The 22,466-nt window shown below is 68.4% G+C and carries 23 protein-coding genes; 22 read left to right on the forward strand and 1 reads right to left on the reverse strand.

The annotated features are described in order from the left end of the window. The first annotated feature begins 370 nt into the window (after positions 1–370). From fakA to VFG33_RS15665, 13 genes are all read left to right on the forward strand, one after another. Positions 371–2,002 (forward strand): fatty acid kinase ATP-binding subunit FakA, encoded by a 1,632-nt coding sequence (gene fakA / locus VFG33_RS15605; protein WP_325053579.1) that lies wholly within the window; start codon positions 371–373, stop codon positions 2,000–2,002. Next, positions 1,999–4,248: an ATP-dependent DNA helicase RecG gene (gene recG / locus VFG33_RS15610; protein WP_325053580.1), complete on the forward strand. Its 2,250-nt coding sequence runs from the start codon at positions 1,999–2,001 to the stop codon at positions 4,246–4,248. Before fakA ends, recG begins: the two co-directional genes overlap by 4 nt. Continuing rightward, positions 4,245–4,838: a 16S rRNA (guanine(966)-N(2))-methyltransferase RsmD gene (gene rsmD, locus VFG33_RS15615; protein ID WP_325053581.1), complete on the forward strand. Its 594-nt coding sequence runs from the start codon at positions 4,245–4,247 to the stop codon at positions 4,836–4,838. The genes recG and rsmD overlap by 4 nt, the downstream gene beginning before the upstream one ends. Next, complete coding sequence (gene coaD, locus VFG33_RS15620) at positions 4,835–5,305, forward strand: pantetheine-phosphate adenylyltransferase (protein ID WP_325053582.1); 471 nt, start codon at positions 4,835–4,837, stop codon at positions 5,303–5,305. Before rsmD ends, coaD begins: the two co-directional genes overlap by 4 nt. A gap of 128 nt (positions 5,306–5,433) precedes the next feature. After that, positions 5,434–5,955, forward strand: coding sequence for a YceD family protein (locus VFG33_RS15625; protein WP_325053583.1), 522 nt, complete (start codon positions 5,434–5,436; stop codon positions 5,953–5,955). Between the two features lie 63 nt (positions 5,956–6,018). After that, positions 6,019–6,210 (forward strand): 50S ribosomal protein L32, encoded by a 192-nt coding sequence (gene rpmF / locus VFG33_RS15630; protein WP_077012766.1) that lies wholly within the window; start codon positions 6,019–6,021, stop codon positions 6,208–6,210. A gap of 13 nt (positions 6,211–6,223) precedes the next feature. Continuing rightward, positions 6,224–6,955 (forward strand): ribonuclease III, encoded by a 732-nt coding sequence (gene rnc / locus VFG33_RS15635; RefSeq protein WP_325053584.1) that lies wholly within the window; start codon positions 6,224–6,226, stop codon positions 6,953–6,955. A 1-nt stretch (position 6,956) separates the two neighbouring features. After that, entirely contained in the window at positions 6,957–7,811 is an 855-nt protein-coding gene (gene mutM / locus VFG33_RS15640) for a bifunctional DNA-formamidopyrimidine glycosylase/DNA-(apurinic or apyrimidinic site) lyase (protein ID WP_325053585.1), read from the forward strand. A gap of 178 nt (positions 7,812–7,989) precedes the next feature. Then, positions 7,990–8,145 (forward strand): hypothetical protein, encoded by a 156-nt coding sequence (locus VFG33_RS15645; protein WP_241995774.1) that lies wholly within the window; start codon positions 7,990–7,992, stop codon positions 8,143–8,145. 265 nt (positions 8,146–8,410) lie between these two features. Beyond that, entirely contained in the window at positions 8,411–11,968 is a 3,558-nt protein-coding gene (gene smc / locus VFG33_RS15650; RefSeq protein ID WP_325053586.1) for a chromosome segregation protein SMC, read from the forward strand. A 91-nt stretch (positions 11,969–12,059) separates the two neighbouring features. After that, the gene (locus VFG33_RS15655; RefSeq protein ID WP_325053587.1) at positions 12,060–12,635 is read left to right on the forward strand and encodes a TetR/AcrR family transcriptional regulator; all 576 of its coding nucleotides are present in this window, start codon (positions 12,060–12,062) and stop codon (positions 12,633–12,635) included. A gap of 72 nt (positions 12,636–12,707) precedes the next feature. Then, the gene (locus VFG33_RS15660; protein WP_325053588.1) at positions 12,708–13,727 is read left to right on the forward strand and encodes a zinc-binding dehydrogenase; all 1,020 of its coding nucleotides are present in this window, start codon (positions 12,708–12,710) and stop codon (positions 13,725–13,727) included. A 10-nt stretch (positions 13,728–13,737) separates the two neighbouring features. After that, positions 13,738–14,721: a zinc-dependent alcohol dehydrogenase family protein gene (locus tag VFG33_RS15665; RefSeq protein WP_325053589.1), complete on the forward strand. Its 984-nt coding sequence runs from the start codon at positions 13,738–13,740 to the stop codon at positions 14,719–14,721. On the opposite strand, the gene VFG33_RS15670 is transcribed toward VFG33_RS15665, so the two are convergent. Continuing rightward, positions 14,711–15,040: a nuclear transport factor 2 family protein gene (locus VFG33_RS15670; protein ID WP_325053590.1), complete on the reverse strand. Its 330-nt coding sequence runs from the start codon at positions 15,038–15,040 to the stop codon at positions 14,711–14,713. The genes VFG33_RS15665 and VFG33_RS15670 overlap by 11 nt on opposite strands. Before the next feature lie 95 nt (positions 15,041–15,135). Between VFG33_RS15670 and VFG33_RS15675 the strand changes: the two genes are divergently transcribed. The 9 genes from VFG33_RS15675 to VFG33_RS15715 all read left to right on the forward strand — a co-directional run. Next, complete coding sequence (locus VFG33_RS15675; RefSeq protein ID WP_325053591.1) at positions 15,136–15,657, forward strand: hypothetical protein; 522 nt, start codon at positions 15,136–15,138, stop codon at positions 15,655–15,657. 130 nt (positions 15,658–15,787) lie between these two features. Further along, positions 15,788–16,321, forward strand: a complete 534-nt coding sequence (locus tag VFG33_RS15680; protein ID WP_325053592.1) for a sigma-70 family RNA polymerase sigma factor — start codon at positions 15,788–15,790, stop codon at positions 16,319–16,321. After that, positions 16,318–17,013, forward strand: coding sequence for an anti-sigma factor family protein (locus VFG33_RS15685; protein WP_325053593.1), 696 nt, complete (start codon positions 16,318–16,320; stop codon positions 17,011–17,013). The genes VFG33_RS15680 and VFG33_RS15685 overlap by 4 nt, the downstream gene beginning before the upstream one ends. Positions 17,014–17,077: 64 nt before the next feature. After that, positions 17,078–18,178: a threonine aldolase family protein gene (locus VFG33_RS15690; RefSeq protein ID WP_414672957.1), complete on the forward strand. Its 1,101-nt coding sequence runs from the start codon at positions 17,078–17,080 to the stop codon at positions 18,176–18,178. A gap of 166 nt (positions 18,179–18,344) precedes the next feature. After that, positions 18,345–18,899: a dihydrofolate reductase family protein gene (locus VFG33_RS15695; RefSeq protein ID WP_325053595.1), complete on the forward strand. Its 555-nt coding sequence runs from the start codon at positions 18,345–18,347 to the stop codon at positions 18,897–18,899. Positions 18,900–19,014: 115 nt separating this feature from the next. Then, positions 19,015–20,118: a phosphate ABC transporter substrate-binding protein PstS gene (pstS, locus tag VFG33_RS15700; RefSeq protein ID WP_325053596.1), complete on the forward strand. Its 1,104-nt coding sequence runs from the start codon at positions 19,015–19,017 to the stop codon at positions 20,116–20,118. 40 nt (positions 20,119–20,158) lie between these two features. Beyond that, on the forward strand, positions 20,159–21,109 hold the full coding sequence (gene pstC / locus VFG33_RS15705; RefSeq protein WP_325053597.1) for a phosphate ABC transporter permease subunit PstC: 951 nt from the start codon (positions 20,159–20,161) through the stop codon (positions 21,107–21,109). Positions 21,110–21,113: 4 nt separating this feature from the next. Then, a complete protein-coding gene (pstA, locus tag VFG33_RS15710; RefSeq protein WP_325053598.1) occupies positions 21,114–21,950 on the forward strand; it encodes a phosphate ABC transporter permease PstA in 837 nt (278 codons plus the stop codon). A 20-nt stretch (positions 21,951–21,970) separates the two neighbouring features. Continuing rightward, a partial coding sequence (locus VFG33_RS15715; RefSeq protein ID WP_325053599.1) for a phosphate ABC transporter ATP-binding protein occupies positions 21,971–22,466 on the forward strand: 496 nt, incomplete at its 3' end.

Consider the following 22,466-nt stretch of genomic DNA (forward strand, 5'->3'; position numbering starts at 1 on the left):
GCTGCGTCCTTCCCTGGTCGTGGTGAGGTGTGTCAAGGGTCGAACTTGTTCGAGCCCGAAGGGCCGCGAAGCGCCCTTGACTCACCTCACCACGACTAGCAAACTCACGCAGCCCGGCGACGCGAACCACCCACACCTATGAACCCCGCGAACCACCCACACCTACCCGCGAACCACCCACACCTACCGCCCGACGAACACCGGCCCCTGACGTGGGGTCGGGTCGGCGGGATGCGAGTGGAGCGGCGTACGGAGGTGGGTGCTGGGGCGGCGGCGGGATCGCCGCGGGCTGGGTTCCGGAGCAGTCGGTGGGCGGCGCGACGGATGGGGTGGGAGGGGAAATCGGGGTGGAGCGGTTAGCCTTCCGGGCGTGGATGTGCTGACGGTGGGGGTGTTGCGGAGCTGGGCTCGTACTGCGCTGGCTGAGTTGGGGCGGGCGCGGGTCGAGATCGATGAGCTCAATGTGTATCCGGTGCCGGATGGCGATACCGGGACGAACCTCTATCTGACCTGGGAGGCCGCTTGTGACGCGCTGCCCGAGGGGGAGTTGACGTTCGCGGAGGCGGTGCAGGCGTTCGGGCGGGGGGCGCTGCTCGGCGCGCGGGGGAATTCGGGGGTGATCGCTTCTCAGCTGGTACGGGCGTGTGGGCTGAGGCTGGCGGAGAACCTGCCGCGGCGTCAGGAGAACGAGCCGAAGTCTGTGTTGGCCGATCCGCGGATGAGTGAGGCGGCTGCGTTCGCGGATGCGCTCGTGTTTGCGGCGGATGCGGCGTACGGGGCGGTGGCGGAGCCTGTCGAGGGGACCATGCTGACCGTCGCTCGGGAAGCCGCTAATGCGGCACTGAAGGCGGCTAACAACGGGCAGAGCCTGCCGGAGGTCTGCCTTGCGGCTGTAGGTGCAGCCAGGGTCGCATTGATCAAAACGACCGAGCAGTTGGAGCCGCTGAGGCGAGCAGGTGTGGTCGACGCCGGTGGTGCGGGGCTGGTCGTGATTCTCGGCGCTATGGAGTCGGTTCTGTCGGGGCGCGCGCCTGCGGGGACGACCGGAGTACCGGCCCGGATTCAGCCTGAAACAGAGGTGGGGAACGATCTGGACGCGGACGGCCCGGCCTATGAGGTGATGTATCTCCTGGACGCTCCGGACGAGAAGATCGGCGACTTCCGCCAGCAGCTCGCGCGCCTTGGCGACTCGGTGGTGGTGGTTGGCGGGGACGAGTTGTGGAACGTGCATGTGCATACCGATGACGTGGGTGCGGCGATCGAGCAAGGGATCGGGATCGGGCGTCCTTACCGGATCCGGGTGACTCATTTCGCGGACCTGGTTCCGCATCCGCCGATCCCGGGGCGGGCCGTGATCGCGGTCGCGGCCGGTGAAGGGTTGGCCGGGTTGTTCGCCGAGGCCGGCGCCATCGTCGTGCGGGGTGGTCCTGGGAGACGGTGTTCGACCGGCGAGTTGCTGAAGGCGATCGAGGAGTCCGGGGCGCCGGAGATCGTGATTCTGCCGAACGACAAGGACTCCATCGCGGTAGCGGAAGCGGCGGCGACTGCGGCTCGGCAGGATGGGTTGAGGGTGGCAGTGATCCCGACGAGGGCTCAGGTCCAGGGGCTTGCGGCGATCGCGGTTCACGACCCGGAGCGCAGCTTTGACGACGACGTGGTGCAGCTGTCCGCCGCGGCCGGGCAGACCCGGCACGGGGCCGTCACGATCGCGGTGAAGGATGCCTGGACGATGGCCGGCACCTGCAAGATCGGCGATGCGCTGGGCGTGGTGGACGGCGATTTCGCCCTCATCACGGACGAGCTGGAGACCGCCGCGACCGGGGTGGTCGACCGGTTGCTCGGCGGTGGTGGTGAGCTGATGACGGTGGTCCGCGGGCAGGATGCGACCGCGGAACTGGTCGACGCGCTGGTGCGGCATGTGCGGCGGATTCGCCGGGATGTCGATGTCGTGGTGTACGACGGAGGGCAGGACAGGTACCCGTTGCTGATCGGGGTGGAATGAAGACTGACATCGACCGGAAGCTCCGCGACTTCGTCGGCGCGAAGACGGCCAAGACGTTCGCGGAGGTGTTCGGCATCGAGACCGTCGGGGACCTGCTGCGGCACTACCCGCGCCGGTACCTGAAGAAGGGCGAGCTGACCTCGTTCGAAGAGCTCCGGGTCGGCGACCAGGCGACGGTCAGCGGCCGGGTCAAGAAGGTCACCGTTCGCTCGCTCGACTCCAAGATGGAGATCAAGCCCGAGGACGTGAACAAGTACCGGCGGCACAAGACGATCACCAAGGTCGTGGTCACCGACGGTCGCAACGACCTGGAACTCGCCTTCTTCAACCAGCCCTGGCTGGTGAACACGCTGACCGTCGCGACGGCCGCCCTGTTCTGGGGCGAGGTGACGATGTTCCGCGACATCATGCAGCTGAAGGGCCCGGGCACTGAGGTCCTCGACGAGGAGAACCTCAGCGAGGATGAGATCGAGCGTCGGGCCAAGCCGTTCCGGCCGCTCTACTCGGCCACCGCGAGGCTGCCGACCGCGACGATCGAGCGCAGCGTCAAGGTCGTCCTCGACAGCCTGGGGGAGGTCGAGGATCCGCTGTCGGTCGAGATCCGTACAGGCGAGGGCCTGCTCGGGCTGCGGGAGGCACTGCAGAAGGTCCACCTGCCAGACACCGAGAAGGACTGGGAGGACGCGCAGAAGCGGTTCCGGTTCGAGGAAGCCCTGGTGATGCAGACGATCCTGGCCCAGCGCCGGGCCGTCACCGACGCTTTGAACGCCGTACCGCGGGTCCGCACCGACGGCGGCCTGCTGGGCGAGTTCGACGCCCGGTTGCCGTTCAAGCTCACCGATGGGCAGGCGGAGGTCGGCGAGGAGATCTTCGCGGACCTGGCCCGGCCGCACCCGATGCACCGGCTGCTGCAGGGAGAGGTCGGCTCCGGAAAGACGATCGTCGCGCTCCGGGCGATGCTCGCGGTGGTGGATGCGGGCGGCCAGGCGGCTCTCCTCGCCCCGACCGAGGTGCTCGCCACCCAGCACTACAAGACGCTGACCAGGATGCTCGGCGAATTGGCCGAGGCAGGCATGCTCGGCGGCGCCGAACGGGCCACCCGGGTGGGCCTGTTGACGGGTTCCCTGGGCGCGGCAGCCCGGCGTACGGCGATGTTGGATGCGGCCAGTGGAGCCGCCGGGATCGTGGTCGGCACGCACGCGTTGCTCGAGGACAAGGTGCAGTTCGCCGACCTCGGGCTGGTGGTCGTCGACGAACAGCACCGGTTCGGGGTCGAACAGCGGGCGGCTCTGAGTCAGAAGTCCGGCGAGAACACGCCGCACGTCCTGGTGATGACCGCGACCCCGATCCCGCGGACCGTCGCGATGACCGTGTTCGGGGACCTGACGGTGTCGACGCTGACCGAACTGCCCGCGGGCCGGTCGCCGATCGCCTCGTCGGTGGTGCCCGCGACGGAGAAGCCGGAGTGGCTGAACCGGGCCTGGCAGCGGGTCCGCGAGGAGGTCGGGAAGGGCCACCAGGTCTACGTGGTCTGCCCGCGGATCGGGGACGAGGTGAAGAACGCCGCGGACGAGGAGGCCGAGTTCGCGCAGATGGACGAGGACAACGGCGCCAAACCCGGCCGGAAGGCGCTGCGGCCGCCGCTCTCGGTCGCGTTCATGACCGACAAGCTGGCCGAGATCCTCGCCGGGCTGCGGGTGGAGGTGTTGCACGGGCGGTTGCCGGCCGACGTCAAGGACTCGGTGATGACGCGGTTCGCGGCCGGCGAGATCGACGTCCTGATCGCCACCACGGTGATCGAGGTCGGCGTGGACGTCCCGAACGCCTCGACCATGGTGGTGATGGACGCCGACCGGTTCGGCATCTCCCAGCTGCACCAGCTGCGGGGCCGGGTCGGCCGAGGCAAGGTGCCCGGGCTCTGCCTGCTCGTGACGGACAGCTGGCCCGGGTCGAAGTCCCGGCAGCGGCTGGACGCGATCGCCGGCACGACTGACGGCTTCGAGCTGTCGCGGATCGACCTGGAGACCCGGCGCGAGGGCGACGTGCTCGGCGTCGCGCAGTCGGGCCGCAGGACCAGTCTGAAGCTGCTCAGGGTGCTCCGCGACGAGGACGTCATCCTCCGGGCCCGGAACCTGGCCCACTCGATCGTTTCGGTCGACCCTGAGCTGGTGACGTACCCGTCCCTGCGCTCGTACGTGGACAATGCGCTGGCGTCCGACGCGACCGACTACCTGGAGAAGTCGTGACCCGGATCATCGGGGGAGTGGCCGGCGGGCGGCGGATCGCAGTACCGGCCGGGAGCGGGACCAGGCCGACGGCGGATCGGGTCCGGGAGGCGTTGTTCTCGTCCCTGGAGGCGGAGTTCGGGAGCTTCGACGGGCTCGCAGTACTGGACCTGTACTCCGGTTCGGGGGCGATCGGGCTCGAAGCGCTTTCCCGGGGAGCGGCGCAGGTCGTGCTCGTCGAGGCGGATCGCAAGGCGGCTGACGTGATCACCGCGAACGTCCGGGCGGTGGGGCTGCCCGGTGCCTCGGTGTTGGTCAGGCCCGTTGAGAAGGTTGCCGCCGGCGACAATCCGCCCGGGGTGTTCGAGTTGGTGTTCGCGGACCCGCCGTACAAGCTGGACGCCGCCGAACTGCAAGAGGTGCTGACCTCGCTGAGCGGCAACGGGTGGCTCGCGGAGGACGCGCTGGTGGTGGTCGAGCGGGGCAAGCGGGAGCCGTGGGAGTGGCCGGCCGGGTTCGCCGCGCTGCGGGATCGCAAGTACGGCGAGGCCCGGCTTTGGTACGGTCACCGCCATGACGAGGGCACGGGCATGAACGGGCCGGCCGCATGAGCACAGCTGTCTTCCCAGGGACCTTCGATCCGCCCACGAACGGGCATCTGGATGTGATCACCCGCGCGGCCGCCGCCTTCGACGCGGTGATCGTCGCGGCGGGGGTGAACCAGTCCAAGCAGCGGTTGTTCAGCGTCGAGGAGCGGGTCGAGATGCTGACGGAGATCGCCGCGCCCTTCGGCAACGTCCGGATCGGGACCTTCGAGGGCCTGCTGGTCGACTACTGCCGGGCCGAGGGCGCCGGGGTGATCGTGAAGGGTCTGCGGTCGGGTGGCGACTACGACTACGAGCTGCAGATGGCGCAGATGAACCGGCGGATGTCGGGGGTCGACACGGTGTTCCTGCCGACCGCGCCGGAGAACGCTTACATCTCCTCCAGCCTGGTCAAGGAGATCGCCAAACTCGGCGGATCGGTGGCCGACTTCTTGCCTCCGTCTGTTCACTCCCGGTTACTGAACAAGCTCTAGGGTGCCCCCAATTGGGCGACTGGCGGCGGAGTTGGTAATGTTATCCACTGGTCTCGACGAGACCGAGATTCTGCCTGCCCACGCCTGAAAGGGATGTCCTGAGCGTCTTGGACCCGCGGTCCCCACTCGTGATCGATACGCACGAGCTGTCACGCCGCGCCGGGTCCCAACGCGAGGTTTCCTTCACGGCGGTGGCACCGGCCGATCTCGGGATCGACGTGATCGGCGTTCCCGAAGGCGATCCGATCCAGTTCGATCTGCGACTGGAAGCGGTGGTCGAGGGAGTGCTCGTGACCGGGTCGGCCAGTGGCCGGCTGGTCGGGGAGTGCGCGCGGTGCCTGGTCGATGTCGAGGACGAGTTCCTCGCTGACGTCCAGGAGCTGTACGTCTATCCGGAGAGCGACGCCGAACCGGACGAGGCCAGCCGGATGGAGGGCGATCTGATCGACCTCGAGCCGGCGCTGAGGGACCAGGTGGTGCTCGCGCTACCGTTCCAGCCCTTGTGTTCGGACGACTGTCCGGGATTATGTGCGGAGTGTGGCGCACGCCTGGCGGACGAGCCCGGTCACAAGCACGAGGACGGCGTGGACCCACGGTGGTCGGCACTCAGCGGCCTGCTCCAGCAAGACGAACGACCGCAAGACCGATAGAGACAACAACCAAGCCAGCCGGCCGGGTCCGCAAGCCCCCGGCCGAACCGAGGAGTCATAACCGTGGCCGTTCCGAAGCGGAAGATGTCGCGCAGCAACACCCGGAGCCGTCGGGCCCAGTGGAAGACCACTGCCCCCTCGCTCGTCACCTGCGTGAACCCCGCCTGCCGCGCGAAGCACCTGCAGCACACCGTTTGCCCGACCTGCGGCCAGTACGGCGCCAAGGGCGAGCGTCGCCAGGTCGTCGAGAGCTAAACGGCACCACCTAGTGAACTCGGTCAACGAGACGGGGCTCTACGCCGAGCTGAACAAGAGGCTCGGCGTATCGCTGGCTGACGAACTACTGGAGCACGCCTTCACCCATCGCTCGTTCGCGTACGAGAACGGTGGGCTGCCGACGAACGAGCGGCTGGAGTTCCTCGGGGACTCCGTGCTCGGCGTCATCGTCACGGAGTCGCTGTTCCGCAACCACCCGGCCCTGTCCGAGGGCCGGCTCGCCAAGCTGCGCGCGGCTGTGGTGAACATGCGCGCCCTGGCGGGGGTGGCCCGGGAGCTCAAGCTGGGCAAGTACCTCCGCCTGGGCCGCGGCGAGGAAGCGACCGGCGGCCGGGACAAGTCGTCGATCCTGGCCGACTGCGTCGAGGCGCTGATCGGTGCCGTCTACCTGGATCGCGGCTTCGAGGTCGCGGGCCGGGTGGTGCACACCCTGTTCGACGAGCTGATGGAGTCCTCGGCCCGGCTCGGCGCCGGGCTCGACTGGAAGACCAGCCTGCAGGAACTCGTGGCGCAACTCGGAGTCGGTGTCCCGGAGTACGTGATCGCCGAGTCAGGGCCGGATCACGCCAAGACGTTCGAGGCGCGGGTCCGGATCGGGTCGGACACCTACGGGCACGGCATCGGCCGGAGCAAGAAGGAAGCCGAGCAGCAGGCTGCCGAGACCGCCTGGAAGGCACTCAGGGCGGCCCACCCGGACAGCACAGACCCGTCGCAGCAACCCTGAGGTGCCTGAACTCCCGGAAGTAGAGGTCGTTCGCCGCGGGCTCGCGGATTTCACCACCGGGCGGACGATCGACGCGGTCGACGTCCTGCATCCGAGGCCGGTACGCCGTCATCTCGCCGGGCCGGACGATTTCGTCGCCAGGCTCAAGGGGCAGACGTTCGCCACGCCCGCGCGGCGCGGGAAATACCTCTGGCTGCCGCTGGATTCCGGGGACGCCGTGCTCGCGCATCTGGGCATGAGCGGCCAGTTCCGGGTCCAGCCGGTCGGCGCGCCGGACGAGAAGCACCTGCGGATCCGGTTCCGGTTCGCCGACGACGGCGGAGAGGTCCGTTTTCTGGACCAGCGGATGTTCGGTGGTCTCTCGTACTCCGAGGGCGGCGCCGAACTGCCGGGAGAGATCGCTCACATCGCCCGGGACCCGTTCGATCCGCTGTTCGACACCGAGCTTTTCGTGGCCGGCGTCCGGCGCCGCAAGACCGGGCTGAAGCGTGCCCTGCTGGACCAGACGCTGGTCAGCGGGATCGGCAACATCTACGCGGACGAGGCGCTCTGGCGCGCCAAGCTGCACTACGCCCGGGCCACGGACACGATGAAACCCTTGCAAATAAGGGAGATCCTCCGGCACGCGCACGACGTGATGGCCGAAGCGCTGGAGGTCGGCGGGACCAGTTTCGACGCCCTCTACGTCAACGTGAACGGGGAATCCGGCTACTTCGAGCGGGGCCTGAACGTCTACGGCCAGGAGGGATCGCCGTGTCCCCGGGACGGCCGCCCGATCCGCCGGGAGGCGTTCATGAACCGTTCCTCCTACCGTTGCCCGCGCTGCCAGCCGGTACCGCGACACGCCCGGTGGTGAGCGAGATATCGTTAATACAAGTACCCCAGGTTGACCCTTGGCTTTGCCGGTGTCACCCTGAAAGACGGGACACATTTCCGCGCTCCGCTGACCAGGGGCGCTATCAGGCCAGACCCTTCCGGAGGACAGCACAATGGCCAAGGCTCTTCTAGGGCACCTTGGAGGCACTGACCCGCGCATGCTCGAGCAGGTTCGTCTGCTCAACCGGCGTGTCGCCGATCTGGAGGCGCACGTGATGCGCCTGCAGGCAGAGAACGACCATCTTGTCGCGGCCGTTCATGACGGTCGTCTGCTCACGGTGGACGAGGCACTGCGCGCTCCTGCTTCGGTCTGAGGACCCGAGCCGCACCAAAAAGCACGACCACAGCATCACCTGTCACCGTCCGCACCACCCACGGCGGCGGCCCCCGTCCGGGCCTCCGCCGGTTTCATGCCCGGCGATGGCGGTCGGCCTCCGCCGGTTCGCGGGCGGCAGTCGTTAGACTGCCAGTCGGAACTACTTCCCCCGGTAGCGGCAGCGTTACGAGCAGTTACGACGGTTCCCTTCGGTATCGTCTGTCCATTCACGGGTTGGGAGCAACGCTTTGTACTTGAAGAGCATGACGCTCCGAGGCTTCAAGTCGTTCGCGTCGGCCACGACGATGAACTTCGAACCGGGCATCACCTGCATCGTCGGCCCGAACGGCTCCGGTAAGTCCAATGTCGTCGACGCGCTCTCCTGGGTGATGGGCGAGCAGGGCGTCAAATCACTGCGTGGCGGCAAGATGGAGGACGTCATCTTCGCCGGCACCTCCGGCCGGGCCCCGCTGGGCCGCGCCGAGGTGGTGCTGACCATCGACAACGCCGACGGCGCGCTGCCGATCGAGTACGCCGAGGTGACGATCTCGCGGACGATGTTCCGCAACGGCGGCTCGGACTACCAGATCAACGGCCAGAACTGCCGGCTGCTCGACGTCCAGGAACTGCTCAGCGACTCCGGTATCGGCCGCGAGATGCACGTCATCGTCGGCCAGGGCCAGCTCGACTCGATCCTGCGCGCCACTCCTGAGGGGCGCCGCGGCTTCGTCGAGGAAGCGGCCGGGGTGCTGAAACACCGCAAACGCAAAGAGAAGGCGATCCGGAAGCTGGAGGCCACCGAGGGCAACCTGCACCGGCTCGGCGACCTGATCGCCGAGATCCGCCGGCAGTTGAAACCGCTCGGGCGCCAGGCGGAGGTGGCGCGACGGGCGGTGTCGATCCAGGCCGAGGTGCGGGACGGCCGGTCCCGGCTGCTCGCGGACGACATCGTCCAGGCCCAGTCGGCGCTCGAGGCCGAGCTCAAGGACGAGGCCGCGCTGACGGCCAAGCGGGCCGAGATCGAGGCCGCGCTCCGGGAGGCGCGCGACCTCGAGGCCACTCTCGAGGACGCGCTGCGCACGGACGCCCCGGCACTGCAGGCAGCCCAGGACACGTGGTACCAGCTGTCCGGCTTCGGCGAGAAGATCAAGGGCACCGCCCGGATCGCCGCCGACCGGATCCGCTCGCTGAACGACGAGGCCGAGGAACCCCGGGCCGGTCGCGACCCCGACGAGCTCGAGCTCGAGGCCGCCCAGGTCCGTGAGACCGAGGCGCAGATCGAGGCCGAGGTGGAGGCTCATTCCGAGCTACTCGCCGAGGCGGTCGAGCGCCGCCACCAACTGGAGGCTCAGCACGCCGAGGAGGAGCGCCGGATGGCGGCGCTGATCCGGGCCGCTGCCGACCGTCGCGAGGGCCTGGCCCGGTTGACCGGCCAGGTGAACGCGCTGAAGAGCCGCGCGTCCGCCGCCGAGTCCGAGATCGGGCGTCTCGCCGCAAATCAGCAGGAGGCGGAGGCCCGGGCTGCCAAGGCGCAGCACGACTTCACCGCGCTCGAGACCCAGGTCGCCGGCCTCGACGCCGGTGAGCGTGGCCTGGACGAGGAGTACGAGGCGGCCCAGAGCGTCCTGGACGAGCTGGAGGAGCGCCTCACCAAGCTCCGCGCCGAGGAGCGGGACGCCGAGCGTGAGCGGACCGGTCTGGCCGCCCGCAAGGAGGCCCTGGAGCTCGGCCTGAACCGCAAGGACGGCGCCGGCGCGTTGCTGGCCGCCTCCGAGCAGGTGACCGGCCTGATGGGTTCCGTCGCCGCACTGCTGAGCGTGCGTCCCGGTTACGAGACAGCGATCGCCGCGGCACTGGGCGAAGCCGCCGACGCCGTGGCAGTCACGCACACCGCTGCCGCGGTCGAGGCTGTCGGTCACCTCAAGGAGCACGATCTCGGCCGGGCCGGGATGCTGCTCGGCGACGCCCCGGCCGACGACTTCTCGACGTGGCCCCGGTTGCCCTACGGCGCGACGTACGCGGTCGAGGTCGTGGATTGCCCGGAGACCCTGCGGTCGGCGCTTCGCCGGTTGCTGCGCAAGGTCGCCGTGGTCGACGATGTGCCCGCCGCGCGCTCCCTCGTGCAGCAGTTGCCCGACGTGATGGCGACCACCCGCGTCGGCGACGTTCTGGGCGCGCACTTCGCGTACGGCGGATCGGATGCGGCCCCGAGTCTCATCGAGGTCCAGTCCGCGGTGGACGAGGCGGCCGAGAAGCTGCTGGAAGCCACTGCGCGGAGCGAGCGGCTGCGGTTCGAGCTGGCGGCGATGGAGGATGAGAGGTCGCGGCAGAAGGAGTCTGTCGAGATCACCCTGGCCCGCCTGCACGAGTCGGACGCGGCGATGGCCGCGGTCGCCGAGCAACTGGCGCACTTCGGGTCGCTGGCCAAGGCATCGCGCGGTGAGGCCCAGCGGATGGCCGAGGCGATCGCGGCGGCCGAGCAGGAGCGCGACCGGAACCTGACCGGCCTCGCGGACCTGGAGCAGCGGCTCAACGACGCCGAGATGTACGACGACGACGGTGGCGACGAGCCGGATACGACCGAGCGGGATCGGCTCGCCGAAGAGGCCAAGGCCGGCCGGGCGTCAGAGATGGAGGCGCGGCTCTCGCTGCGGACCACCGAGGAGCGGGCCCGGGCACTGTCCGGCCGCGCCGACTCGCTGGAGCGCGCGGCCCGCCAAGAGCGTGAGGCTCGGGCCCGGGCGATCGCACGCGCGGCTCGTCGGGCTCGTCAGTCGGAGGCGGCGCAGGCTGTGCATCTGGCGGCCGGGCATGTGCTGGCACGGCTCGAGAACTCGCTGCAGCTGGCCGCCACGGAGCGGTCCGCGATCCAAGCCCAGCGGGCCGAACGCGAGCAGGGGCTGGCTCAGGCGCGCTCAGCGACGAGGAACCTCAGCAGTGAGCTGGAGCAGCTGACCAACACCGTGCACCGTGACGCGCTGGCCCGGGCCGAGCAGAAGATGCGGCTCGAGCAGCTGTACGAGAAGGCACTGAGCGAGCTCGGTACGGCGGTCGAGGCGCTGATCGCGGAGTACGGGCCGGACCAGCTGGTGCCGCCGCTGCCGAAGGAGCCGGCCGACGCCGAGCAGCCCGATCTCGAGCTCGAGGGCGAGCCGTTCAACCGGGCCAAGGTCGAGAAGCGGCTCAAGACGGCCGAGCGGGCGCTCAATCAGCTGGGCCGGATCAACCCGCTCGCGCTGGAGGAGTTCGACGCGATGGAGGAGCGGCACCGCTTCCTGTCGGAGCAGCTCGAAGACCTGCGGAAGTCCCGGCGCGACCTGATGGACATCGTCAAGGAGGTCGACGACCGGGTCGAGCAGGTCTTCACCGAGGCCTACCGCGACGTCGAGATCGCCTTCCAGCACGTCTTCAGCCGGCTGTTCCCCGGTGGTGAGGGCCGGCTCGTCCTGACCGATCCGGACGACATGCTCGGCACCGGCATCGACGTCGAGGCGCGCCCACCGGGCAAGAAGGTCAAGCGGCTGTCGCTGCTGTCCGGCGGTGAGCGGTCCCTGGTCGCGGTCGCGTTCCTGGTGGCGCTGTTCAAGGCACGCCCGTCGCCCTTCTACATCCTGGACGAGGTCGAGGCGGCCCTGGACGACACCAACCTCGGCCGGCTGCTGGAGATCTACGAGGAACTGCGCGAGAACAGCCAGCTCCTTGTCATCACCCACCAGAAGCGCACGATGGAGGTCGCCGACGCCCTCTACGGCGTCACCATGCGAGGCGACGGCGTCTCAGCAGTCATCTCCCAACGAATCCGCGAGACCGAACCCGCCTAGAGAGTGGACGCTGAGCGCACGCGCCGCGAAGCGTCCGGCGTTCTTCGGCGGTGTTCTTGACAGGCTTAAGACGACCGGTCATATTGGGGTCATGGCCAGGCGGAGTATGCGGGAAGAGATCGTCGAGGCGGCGTTGGCCCAGTTCCATGAGCGGGGCTTCAACGCGGCGGCGGTGAAGGACATCACCGACCGCGCCGGGGTGCCGAAGGGCTCGTTCTACAACCACTTCGAGAGCAAGGAAGCGCTCGCGATCGTTGCCCTGCAGCGGTACGGCGAGGGCCTCCGACTGGCGGACCTCGCGAACGCCGAGGGCGAGCCGGTGGCCAGGATCCGGGCGAGCTTCGAGTTCCTCTGCGACGCCGTGGTCGCGAACGAGTTCACCCGGGGCTGTCTGTTCGGCAACTTCGGCACCGAGATCATCGACCACAGCGAGTCGATCCGGGCGGCCGTGCAGCAAGGTCTGGGGCTGTGGGCCGAGTTGCTCGGCGGTGCGATCGCCGACGGCCAGAAGGCCGGCAACATCCGGGCGGAGCTCGATCCCGACCAGGCTGCCCGCTTCCTGATCGGCGCCTGGGAGGGCGCCCTGATCCAGGCGCGTGCGGAGAAGTCGTCCGAGCCGTTCGAAATCTTCTTCAAGCTCACCTTCGACAGCCTGCTCAAGGTCTGAACCCGGTACTCCGCGCAGTCGCCACACTCTGCCCGTTCCAAGATGACCGACCGTCTTAGCAAGGAGCAAACCATGACCACCACCTATCGCGCGATCGAGGCGCTGGACGGCGCTTTCACCCTGGTCGAGCGTGAACTGGCCGAACCGCCCCGTGGCCAGGTGCGGATCGCCGTCGAGGCGTGCGGCATCTGCCACAGCGATGTCGTCGGCGTGCACAACCTGCTCGGCAGCCACCCGGCCGGTACGGCGATCGTGCCCGGTCACGAGGTGGTCGGGCGGATCGACGCCCTCGGCGAGGACGTCACCGGCTGGACCGTCGGCCAGCGGGTCGGGGTCGGCTACCTCTCCGGGCACTGCGGGGTGTGCGCGAACTGCCGACGCGGTGACTTCGTCTACTGCACGGACCAGCCGATCCTGGGCGACACGGTCGACGGTGGCTATGCGGAGTACGTGACGAGTCGGGTCAGCGGGCTGGTCGCAGTACCGGAGGAGTTTTCGGCGGCGGAGGCGGCGCCGTTGCTGTGTGCGGGCATCACTGTGTTCAACGCGCTGCGCAGGGGAGCACCGCTGCACGGCGACCTGGTTGCAGTGCAGGGCGTCGGCGGTCTCGGACATTTGGCCATCCAGTACGCCGCCAAGCTTGGGCTGCGTGTGGTCGCCATCGCGCGGGGCGAGGACAAGCGCGAGCTCGCACTGAAGCTCGGCGCGGACGAGTACATCGACAGTGCCGCGGTCGATCCGGCCAAGGCGCTACAGGAGCTCGGCGGCGCGAAGGTGATCGTGGCGACCGCGGCCAGCGGCGCGTCGATGAGCCCACTGGTGGAAGGGTTGGCTGTCCGCGGCCGGCTGGTCGTGGTGGGGGTCGGGAACGATCCCATCGAGGTGGGCACGACGTCGCTGGTCTTCGGGGGTCGCACGATCGAGGGATCGCTGACCGGCACCGCGAGCGAGAACGAGGAGAACCTCGCCTTCACCTTGCGCAACGACGTCCGGCCGCTGGTCGAGACGCTGCCGCTGGAGCAGGCAGCCGAGGGCTACGCCCGGATGATGTCGGGCGCCGCCCGCTTCCGCATGGTCATCACCAACAACTAGGAGGCGAGTGATGAGTCAGCTCATCTTGAACGCGATCGGGGACATCGACGAGAACGTTGCCCTGGTCACCGATCCGGACCTGACCGTGGGCGCGGACCAGGTGCTGGTCCGGATCGAGGCCGCGGCGATCAACCCGGTCGACTTCATGCTTGCCTCCGGCACCTATGGCTACCAGGCGCAGGTCCCGTTCGCGCTGGGGTCCGAGGGAGTGGGGCGGGTGGTCGAGACCGGTGCGTCGGTGGACCGGTCGCTGGTCGGGCGCCGGGTCCTGATCGTGCCGAACTACGAGCAAGGGACCTGGGCCGACGAGGTCGTGATGTCCGTCCGCAACGTCTTGGTGATTCCGGACGACGGCGATCCGGCGCAGCTGGCGATGGTGGGGATCAACCCGCTGACCGCGCACCTCGCGTTGACCGACTACGTGAGCCTTCAGCCGGGGGACTGGGTCGGGCAGAACATGGGGAACTCCGGTGTCGGCGTCAACGTCATCGGCCTGGCGAAACACCTCGGCCTGAAGACGTTGAGCGTCGTACGGCGGCCGGAAGTGGCGGCGCGGTTGCGAGCGGCCGGGGCGGACCTGGTGATTGTCGATGGCAACGATCTGGCCGATCGGATCCAGGAAGCGCTCGGGGAGAACAAGCTGCGGCTGGTGCTCGACGGTACGGGCGATGCGACGGCCGGGGCGCTGGCGCAGGCAGCGGAGTACGGGGGCACGCTGGTGAGCTACTCCTCGCAGACGCGCCAGACGCCCGCGGTGGGACTCTTCGACTACATCTACCGGCAGCTCTCGCTGCGCGGGCTCTGGATGGTCAACTGGCTGCAGAACACACCGCGCGAAGAAGTCGAACGGACGTACTCCGAACTGGCTCGGCTCGTCGCCAAGGGAGTGCTGAGCACGGAGGTCGAGGCGACCTACCCGCTGGCCGAGTTCCGTGAGGCCCTGGACCACGCGCGGCAGCAGGGCCGCTCGGGCAAGGTGCTGTTCAGGCCGTGATCGTCATCGAGGCGATCTCGTCGCCCTGAACGCTGAAGGTGAAGTGTGAGGGCCCGTTGAAGCCGTCGCCGCCCACCTGGGTGAGCAGGGTGATCGGGTTGCCCGGAGTGGAGACCTGGGTGCCGGAGAAGGTCGCGTGCTTGCCGATCAGCTCGTTGTCGCTCCAGGACCGGATCTGCTCCGGGCCGCGGAACTGGCGGCCCCAGTCGTCGACGAAGCCGTCTTGGCCGAAGGCGGCGACGAAGGCGTCGGTGTCCTGCTCGTCGATCGCGGTGAGGGCTCGCTGGACCGCTGCGGGGATGCTTTCGTCTGTGCTCATAACGTAACGATAACCAGGGATCCGCTCCTTGAACCGGACCGGCGATCCATCCGTGTGGGTGGTGTCGAACGGTCAACCATCCAAGGAGAAACCCCATGAAGCGCATCGCGTTCGTCCTCGGCGCGGCCGTCCTCGGCCTGTCCGCCCTGACCGCCTGCGGGGGTGGCGGCGACGACTCGGCCACCGCACCGCAGAGCAGCACCAGCCAGTCGGACTCCGGCACCGGCTCCGGTGAGCTTAAGCTCGCCACGGCGGACGTGGGTGACTTCGGCAAGATCGTTGTCGACGGCACCGGTCGGACACTGTACGTATTCGACAAGGACACGGCCAGCCCATCCAAGTCGAACTGCGAAGGCGACTGCCTGGCCAAGTGGCCGGCCGTGGCGGCGGGCACCGGTACGCCGCAACTGGACGGGGTGGACGCCTCCCTCGTCGGCACTGTGACCCGGTCGGACGGGAGCAAGCAGGTGACCCTGGCAGGGCTGCCGCTCTACCTGTTCGCGAGCGACACCAAGGCCGGCGATGCCAAAGGTCAGGCGGTCGGTGGAGTCTGGTGGGTCGTCGGCGCGGACGGCAAGAAGATCACCAAGCAGGACTCGGGCAACTCCGGCTACTGAGTCGATGACCACAGCCGACTGTCTTCTGCCGGGCCTCGAGTGGACCACCGCTCGGGGCCCTGCGGGATGCTGCGTCTCGGGATCGCCTATCGTACGAACCACCGCGACAGTCGAGGCCGGGAGGACAGCGGTGGGAGACACGGACCGCCGTCAAGAGACCGCCGAGGCGCTGATCCGGTCGTTGTACGCCGAGCACGGACGCAGTGTGCTGGCCTACGCGACCCGGCTGACCGGCGATCGCGCCGCGGCCGAGGACGTAGTACAGGAGACGCTGGTCCGGGCTTGGAAGCATGCGGACAAGCTGCTCGACGGATCGGGGTCCGTGCGGGGCTGGTTGCTGACCGTCGCGCGCAACATCGTCACCGACCGGGCCAGGGCGCGTGCCGCCCGGCCCGCGGAGGTGGCCGAGGTGGAGGACCGTCCTCCGGTCGAGGGGGATCACTCCGAGTCGGTGGTGAACACCATGGTGGTGATGGACGCGCTGGACCAGGTGTCGCCGGAGCACCGAGAGGTGCTGGTGGAGCTGTACTATCGCGGCCGGTCCGTGACCGAGGCCGCGAAGGAGCTGGGTGTGCCGCCCGGTACCGTCAAATCGAGATCGTATTACGCCCTCCGAGCGCTGCGCGCCGTGATGGGCGGACCAGGAGCGGAGGTGGCCGGATGAGCGAGCATGATCACTCGCAGCTGGGCGCCTATGCACTGGGTGCGCTGGAGCCGGACGAGGTTCGTGAGGTCGACGAGCACTTGGCCGGGTGTGCTGAGGGTCGCGCCGAGCTGGCCGAGCTCGAGGAGATGAAGGAGTTCCTCGGGGAGGTGCCGCCGGAGGCGTTCCTGGACGGGCCGCCTACCGATGGCGACCTGTTGCTGCAGCGCACGTTGCGGGAGGTCCGGTCCATTGCTGCCGCTCCACCTGCGCCCGTTGCTCGTGGGCGGCGGTCGCGGTGGCTGTTGGTCGCGGCTGCTGTGGTGGTGATCGCCGGAGCGCTGGGTGGCGGCGTACTGATCGGGCGGCAGACTGCGGGCGACGCGACGGCGGATGCTCCACCCGCCGGTTCCAGGGTGGTCACCGCGACCGACGCAGCAACCGGTACGACGATGAAGACGACTGTGGAACCGCGGACCGGCTGGAGCTGGATCGTGGTGAACATCTCCGGGGTGAACGCCGGGGACGAGTGCGAGATGATCGTCACGGACAAGAGCGGTAGGACCTGGGTCGCGGGCAGCTGGGTGATCTCGGAGAAGGCCGCGCGCGAGGGCAGCCGGTTCGGCGGCGGGGTGCTGGTGCCGCCCGATCAGGTGCGGTCCGTGGAGATCAAGACAGTGCAGGGCGAGCACCTTGTCACCACTCCTGTCTGAGCCGCTCCTGTCTGATTAGGCGGTGGGCTGTAAGTCGGTTGCGTGGGGCGGGAGGATGGAAGTCGTGGCCTACTCGACTACTGCCCCCGAGGATCTCCGCGAGCGCCGTAAGGCGGCCGCTGCCGACTGCACCCGCTGGCTGTCCGGCCGCAAGGTGCCTGTGCCCGACAGACTGCGGCGGTTGGCCGAGGTCGCGACTGACGACGAGACCGACGGCTACGGCAGCGGCGGTGAGGTTGCCGCGCTCGAGCAGGAGGTCGCGGAGCTGCTGGGCAAACCAGCAGCTGTCTTCATGCCTACCGGGATCATGGCGCAGCAGAGTGTGCTGCGGGTTCACGCCGATCGCGCCGGGACTCAGCGGGTGGCGCTGCACGGGCTGTCGCACTTCCTGCAGCACGAGTTGAACGCCCTGGAGGAAGTGCATCACCTACGTATCGAGCGGCTGACCTCCGAGCCGCGGCAGCCCCGCCCCGACGAGCTGGCCTCGATTCCGGGTCACCTGGCGGCTGTGGCGCTGGAGCTGCCCCTGCGGGATGGCGGATTCGTTCTGCCCAGCTGGGACGAGCTGGTGGTTTTCGCCGACGCCTGCGTGGAGCGTGGAGTACCGCTGCATCTCGATGGCGCTCGGCTGTGGGAGAGCACGCCGTACCTCGGACATAGCCTGGCGGAAGTGGCTGCGCTGGCTTCGACCGTCTACGTGTCCTTCTACAAGGGGCTGGGCGGGATCAGCGGTGCTGCCGTGGCTGGGCCTGAGGACTTCATCGCCGAGGTACGCCGCTGGCAGCGCAGGCTCGGCGGCAACGTCTACACCCTCTTCCCGTACGCCGTGTCCGCGCGCGAGGGGCTTCGTACCGTGCTGCCGTTGATGGGTGAGCTCCACGAACGCGCAGTGGAGCTGGCTGCCGCACTCCAGGCCGTCGGGTACCGCGTGTTCCCGGAGCCGCCACACACGAACTCGTTCCGCGTCTACGCCCCGCGGCCCGCCGAGGAGATCGAGCAGGCGACCGTACGGCGGATGGAGGCGACCCGGGAATCCGTCGCGAACTCGTGGCAACCGGCGGACGTGCCCGGGTGGTCAAGGGTCGAGCTGGTGGTGACTCCGGACACGTTGGCGTGGCAGGTCGACGAGGTGGCGTTGGCCTACGGGGAACTTCTGGAAGAATGAACTCGTAGCAGTAGATGTGAGGCTGTGCTGAGGACAATGCGGGGAGAGATGTAGTTCTGTGCTGACTTTCGTCATCACCATGATCGTGCTGTTGGTTCTGTCCGGCCTGGTGTTACTGGCCGTCGCAAGAGGCGAAGGCAAACACTTCGGCTAGTACAGTCTCGCTATGAGACGCCTTGTTTTTCAGGAGTATGTGACGCTCGACGGCTACGCGGCCGGCCCTGGCGGCGAGCTCGACCTCTTCGACACGGTCGCGGAGCAGGCGGACGACGACAACCTCGAGTTGCTCGAGAGCGTCGACACCATGCTGCTCGGCGCGACGACCTACCGGCTGTTCATCGGTTACTGGCCGACGGCAACCGATGAGGTGATCGCCCCGAAGCTCAACGCCCTGCGCAAGGTGGTCGTGTCGTCGACGCTCGACACTGCGCCGTGGGGTGAGTGGGAGCCTGCCGAGGTGGTGACCGATCCGATCGCGGCGGTCACCGAGCTCAAGGCCGAGGACGGGAAGGACATCATCCTGTGGGGCAGCATCTCGCTGTTCCAGACGCTGCTCGTGGCCGGACTGGTCGACGAAGTGCAGCTGCGGGTGTGTCCGCTCGTGCTGGGGGCAGGCAAGAGCGTGTTTCCCGCTGGAGGCGCGGCGATCGACCTTGAGCTGATCGAGGCCCGGCCGTGGGCGCGCGGCGGCGTACTGCTGCGCTACCAACCGGGGAATTAGCCGCCGCTCCGGCAGCCTTCCGGGTAGCTGGTACACGGGGTGTTGCGTCTGCAGGAACGACACCTTCTTCGCTCGGTGCGACGGTGGAGACGCCGACCACCGACGAAGAGGATCCATGAAGCGTTACCTCCTCCCGGCCCTGCTCGTGGCGGGGGCCTTGTTGATCAGCGGTTGCCAGAACAATTCGACTTCCTCCAGCGCCTCGACTCCTGCTGCCGCCGCGACGGGCAACCCGTCCAGTGCGGTGACATTGCAGGAGTCCGGCTCCAGCCTGCTGTACCCGTTCCTCCAGGAACTCGTCCAGCCGCTGAAGCAGCAGTACCCGAACATCACTCTGAACCCGGCCGCGGGTGGATCCGGTAAGGGCATCAGCGACGCCATCAGCGGGACGGTCCAGCTGGGCGGCTCCGACGCATACCTGAGCCCCGGTCAGCTACAGCAGAACCAAGGCTTGATGAACATTCCGGTCGCGATCTCCGCGCAGGCGGTCAACTACAACCTGCCCGGCGTCACCGGCCTCAAGCTGAGCGGCGACGTACTGGCCCAGATCTACCAGGGCAAGATCACCAAGTGGAACGACGCGGCGATCGCCGCGATCAATCCCGGCGTCAAGTTGCCCGCTACGACCATCGTGCCGGTACGCCGCGTCGACTCGTCGGGCGACACCTTCCTCTTCACGAGCTACCTGTCCGCGACCAATCCCAGCTGGCAGAGCGGGCCGGGCATGGGGACGACTGTCACCTGGCCGGCGGCCGCTGGAGAGCTGACGGCGAGCGGCAACCCGGGCATGGTGCAGACGTGCCAGTCCACGCCCGGATGCATCGCCTACGTCGGCATCAGTGCCGAGAAGAGCGCGCAGGACGCCAAGCTCGGTGAGGCGCAGTTGCAGAATAAGGACGGGAAGTTCGTCCAGCTCGGACCGGACACGATCAACGCGGCCGTGCAGGCCGGAGCCACGGGCATCCCGGCCAACCTGGCCCAGTCGCTCATCAACGAGCCGGGCGCGACGTCGTACCCGATCGTCAACTACGAGTACCTGGTCGTGAAGCAGCAGCAGTCCAGTTCCGATACGGCGGACGCCGTCCGGACGTTCCTCAGCTGGACGATGTCGACGACCGGTGGCAACCAGGCGAAGTACCTGGACACGCAGGGCTTCGTCCCCCTGCCCGCAGCGGTCCGGCAGGCGGCCATGTCGTCGGTCGCCACGCTCGCCGGCTGAGCCGGTGTCCCGAAGGGATTCGACCACCAGGGACCGGACCGTGGGCGTGGTGCTGGCGATCGCCGCCCTCGTCCCGACCGGGGCCCTGGTGTTCCTCGCCTACCGGATGCTGCGGACGGCCTGGCCGGCCATCAAGTTCAACGGCTGGGAGTTCTTCACCACCAAGACCTTCACCCTCGGCAACCTCTATTCGACCGCCGGCTCCACGGCTCCTCCGGGCGCCCACTACGGCGTCCTGACGCTGTTGGTCGGGACCGCCATCTCGTCAGGGCTGGCGCTGCTGTTCGCGCTGCCGGTCGCCGTCGGCGGCGCGCTCGTCCTGGCGGAGAAGGTTCCGGCCCGGCTGCAGGATGCCTTGGGGGTGTTCCTCGAACTGCTGGCCGGGATTCCCAGCGTGATCTTCGGTTTGTGGGGCATCTACGCGCTGGGCCCGTTCCTGTCCCGCACCGTCTACCCGGCGATCGCGTCGCTGCACATACCTTGGCTGTCCGGGCCGGTGGGTGCCGGGCAGGGACTGCTGACCGGATCACTCGTCCTGGCGGTGATGATCATCCCGATCATCGCCACCATCACCAGGGACCTGATCCGATCGGTGTCTCCCGCCACCCGCGAGGCCGCGCACGCGCTCGGCCTCACCCCGCTCGAAGGGGTGCGGGTGGTCGTGTTTCCCTTCATCCGTACGGGCGTCGTCGCCGCGGCCCTGCTCGGTCTCGCCCGGGCGATCGGCGAGACCATCGCGATCCTGATCATCAGCGGGAACGCACTCAACATCTATCCCGGCAACATCTACTCGCCGTTCTCGACGATGGCCGGCACGATCGCGGCGTTCCTCGACGGCGCCCTCACCGACTCGACCGGCCTGGCCGTGAGTGCGCTGGCCGAGGTCGGGATCGTGCTCCTGCTGCTCACCGTCCTCACCAACGCCGCCGGCCGCTGGATCGCTCATCGGCTCGGTGGTGGCGTCGGTCTGCCCGTCGGCCGGGGAGCGTGAGGTGATGCGGACGCTGCGGGACCGCGCGTTCTGGGGTGTCTGTTTCGTCGGGCTGGCGATCATCGCCACACCCTCGATCTGGGTGCTGATCACCGTCTTCGCGCAGGCGGCTCCCGTTCTGGACTGGCACCTGCTGACCACCACGACCGCGGAGAACGGGCTGCTCAACGCTGTCCTCGGCACCCTGTATCTGCTCGTGGGTGTCGCCGTCCTGGCCGGCATCGTCGGGATCGCGGCCGGCATCTGGCTGGCCGAGTTCGGCACCGGCCGGTTCGCCCGCGGCTTGCGGTTCTGCTCGGAGGTCCTGGCCGGGATGCCGTCGATCGTGATCGGGTACGTCGGGTACATCACGCTCGTCGTGCAGTTCGGTTGGGGGTACTCGTACCTTGCCGGAGTCGTCGCCTTGTCGGTCCTGGTGCTGCCGTACATCGTGAAGACGACCGAGGTGGCCCTCCGGCAGGTCCCGACGTTCCTGCGGGAAGCGGCGGCCGGGCTCGGGCTGACCCGGACGGCGACCGTCTGGCGGATTCTGCTGCCGCCGGCGATCCCCGGCGTACTGAGCGGGCTCGTCGTCGCGCTCGCCATCTCGACCGGCGAGCTCGCACCCCTGCTGTTCACCGCCGGATTCAGCAACGGGTATCCGCCACTGAACTGGTTCGGCCATCCGGTGCCGTACCTGACCGACGTCATCTACACCGATCTCTCGTTGCCCGGTGCGACCGCGCACGCGACCTCGGCCGCGGCCGGCGCGTTCAGCCTGATCCTCCTGCTGCTGCTGATCGTCGCGGGCAGGCTGCTCAGCCGGAGGGCGCGGAAGGCCACCGCGCAAATGTCCCTGTGAGCACCGTCCCTGGAGCAGCCGTGAACTCCGCCTTTGTCGTGGACAACCTGTCGTTCTTCTACGGGAGCGCCGAGGTGCTCCACGACGTCACGATGACGATTCCCGAGCACCAGGTCACGGCGCTGATCGGACCCTCCGGATCCGGGAAGACCACGTTCCTGCGGTGTCTCAACCGCATGCACGACCTGATGCCCGGGACCCGCGTCGAGGGCAAGATCCTGTACGACGGGCAGGACCTGTACGCCGACGACGTCCGGCCGATCGAACTGCGGCGACGGATCGGGATGGTGTTCCAGCGACCCAATCCGTTCCCCAAGTCCATCTACGAGAACGTCGCGATCGCCCCCCGGCTCAACGGCTACCAAGGCAACGTCGACGAACTGGTCGAGAAGGCGCTCACGAAGGCGGGCCTGTGGGAAGAGGTGAAGAGCAAGCTCAAGGAGAGCGCGTTCAGCCTGTCCGGCGGTCAGCAGCAGCGGCTGTGCATCGCGCGGGCGATCGCGGTGGCGCCCGAGG

The sequence above is a fragment of the Kribbella sp. genome (genome assembly GCF_035687465.1).
GTDB lineage: Bacteria > Actinomycetota > Actinomycetes > Propionibacteriales > Kribbellaceae > Kribbella.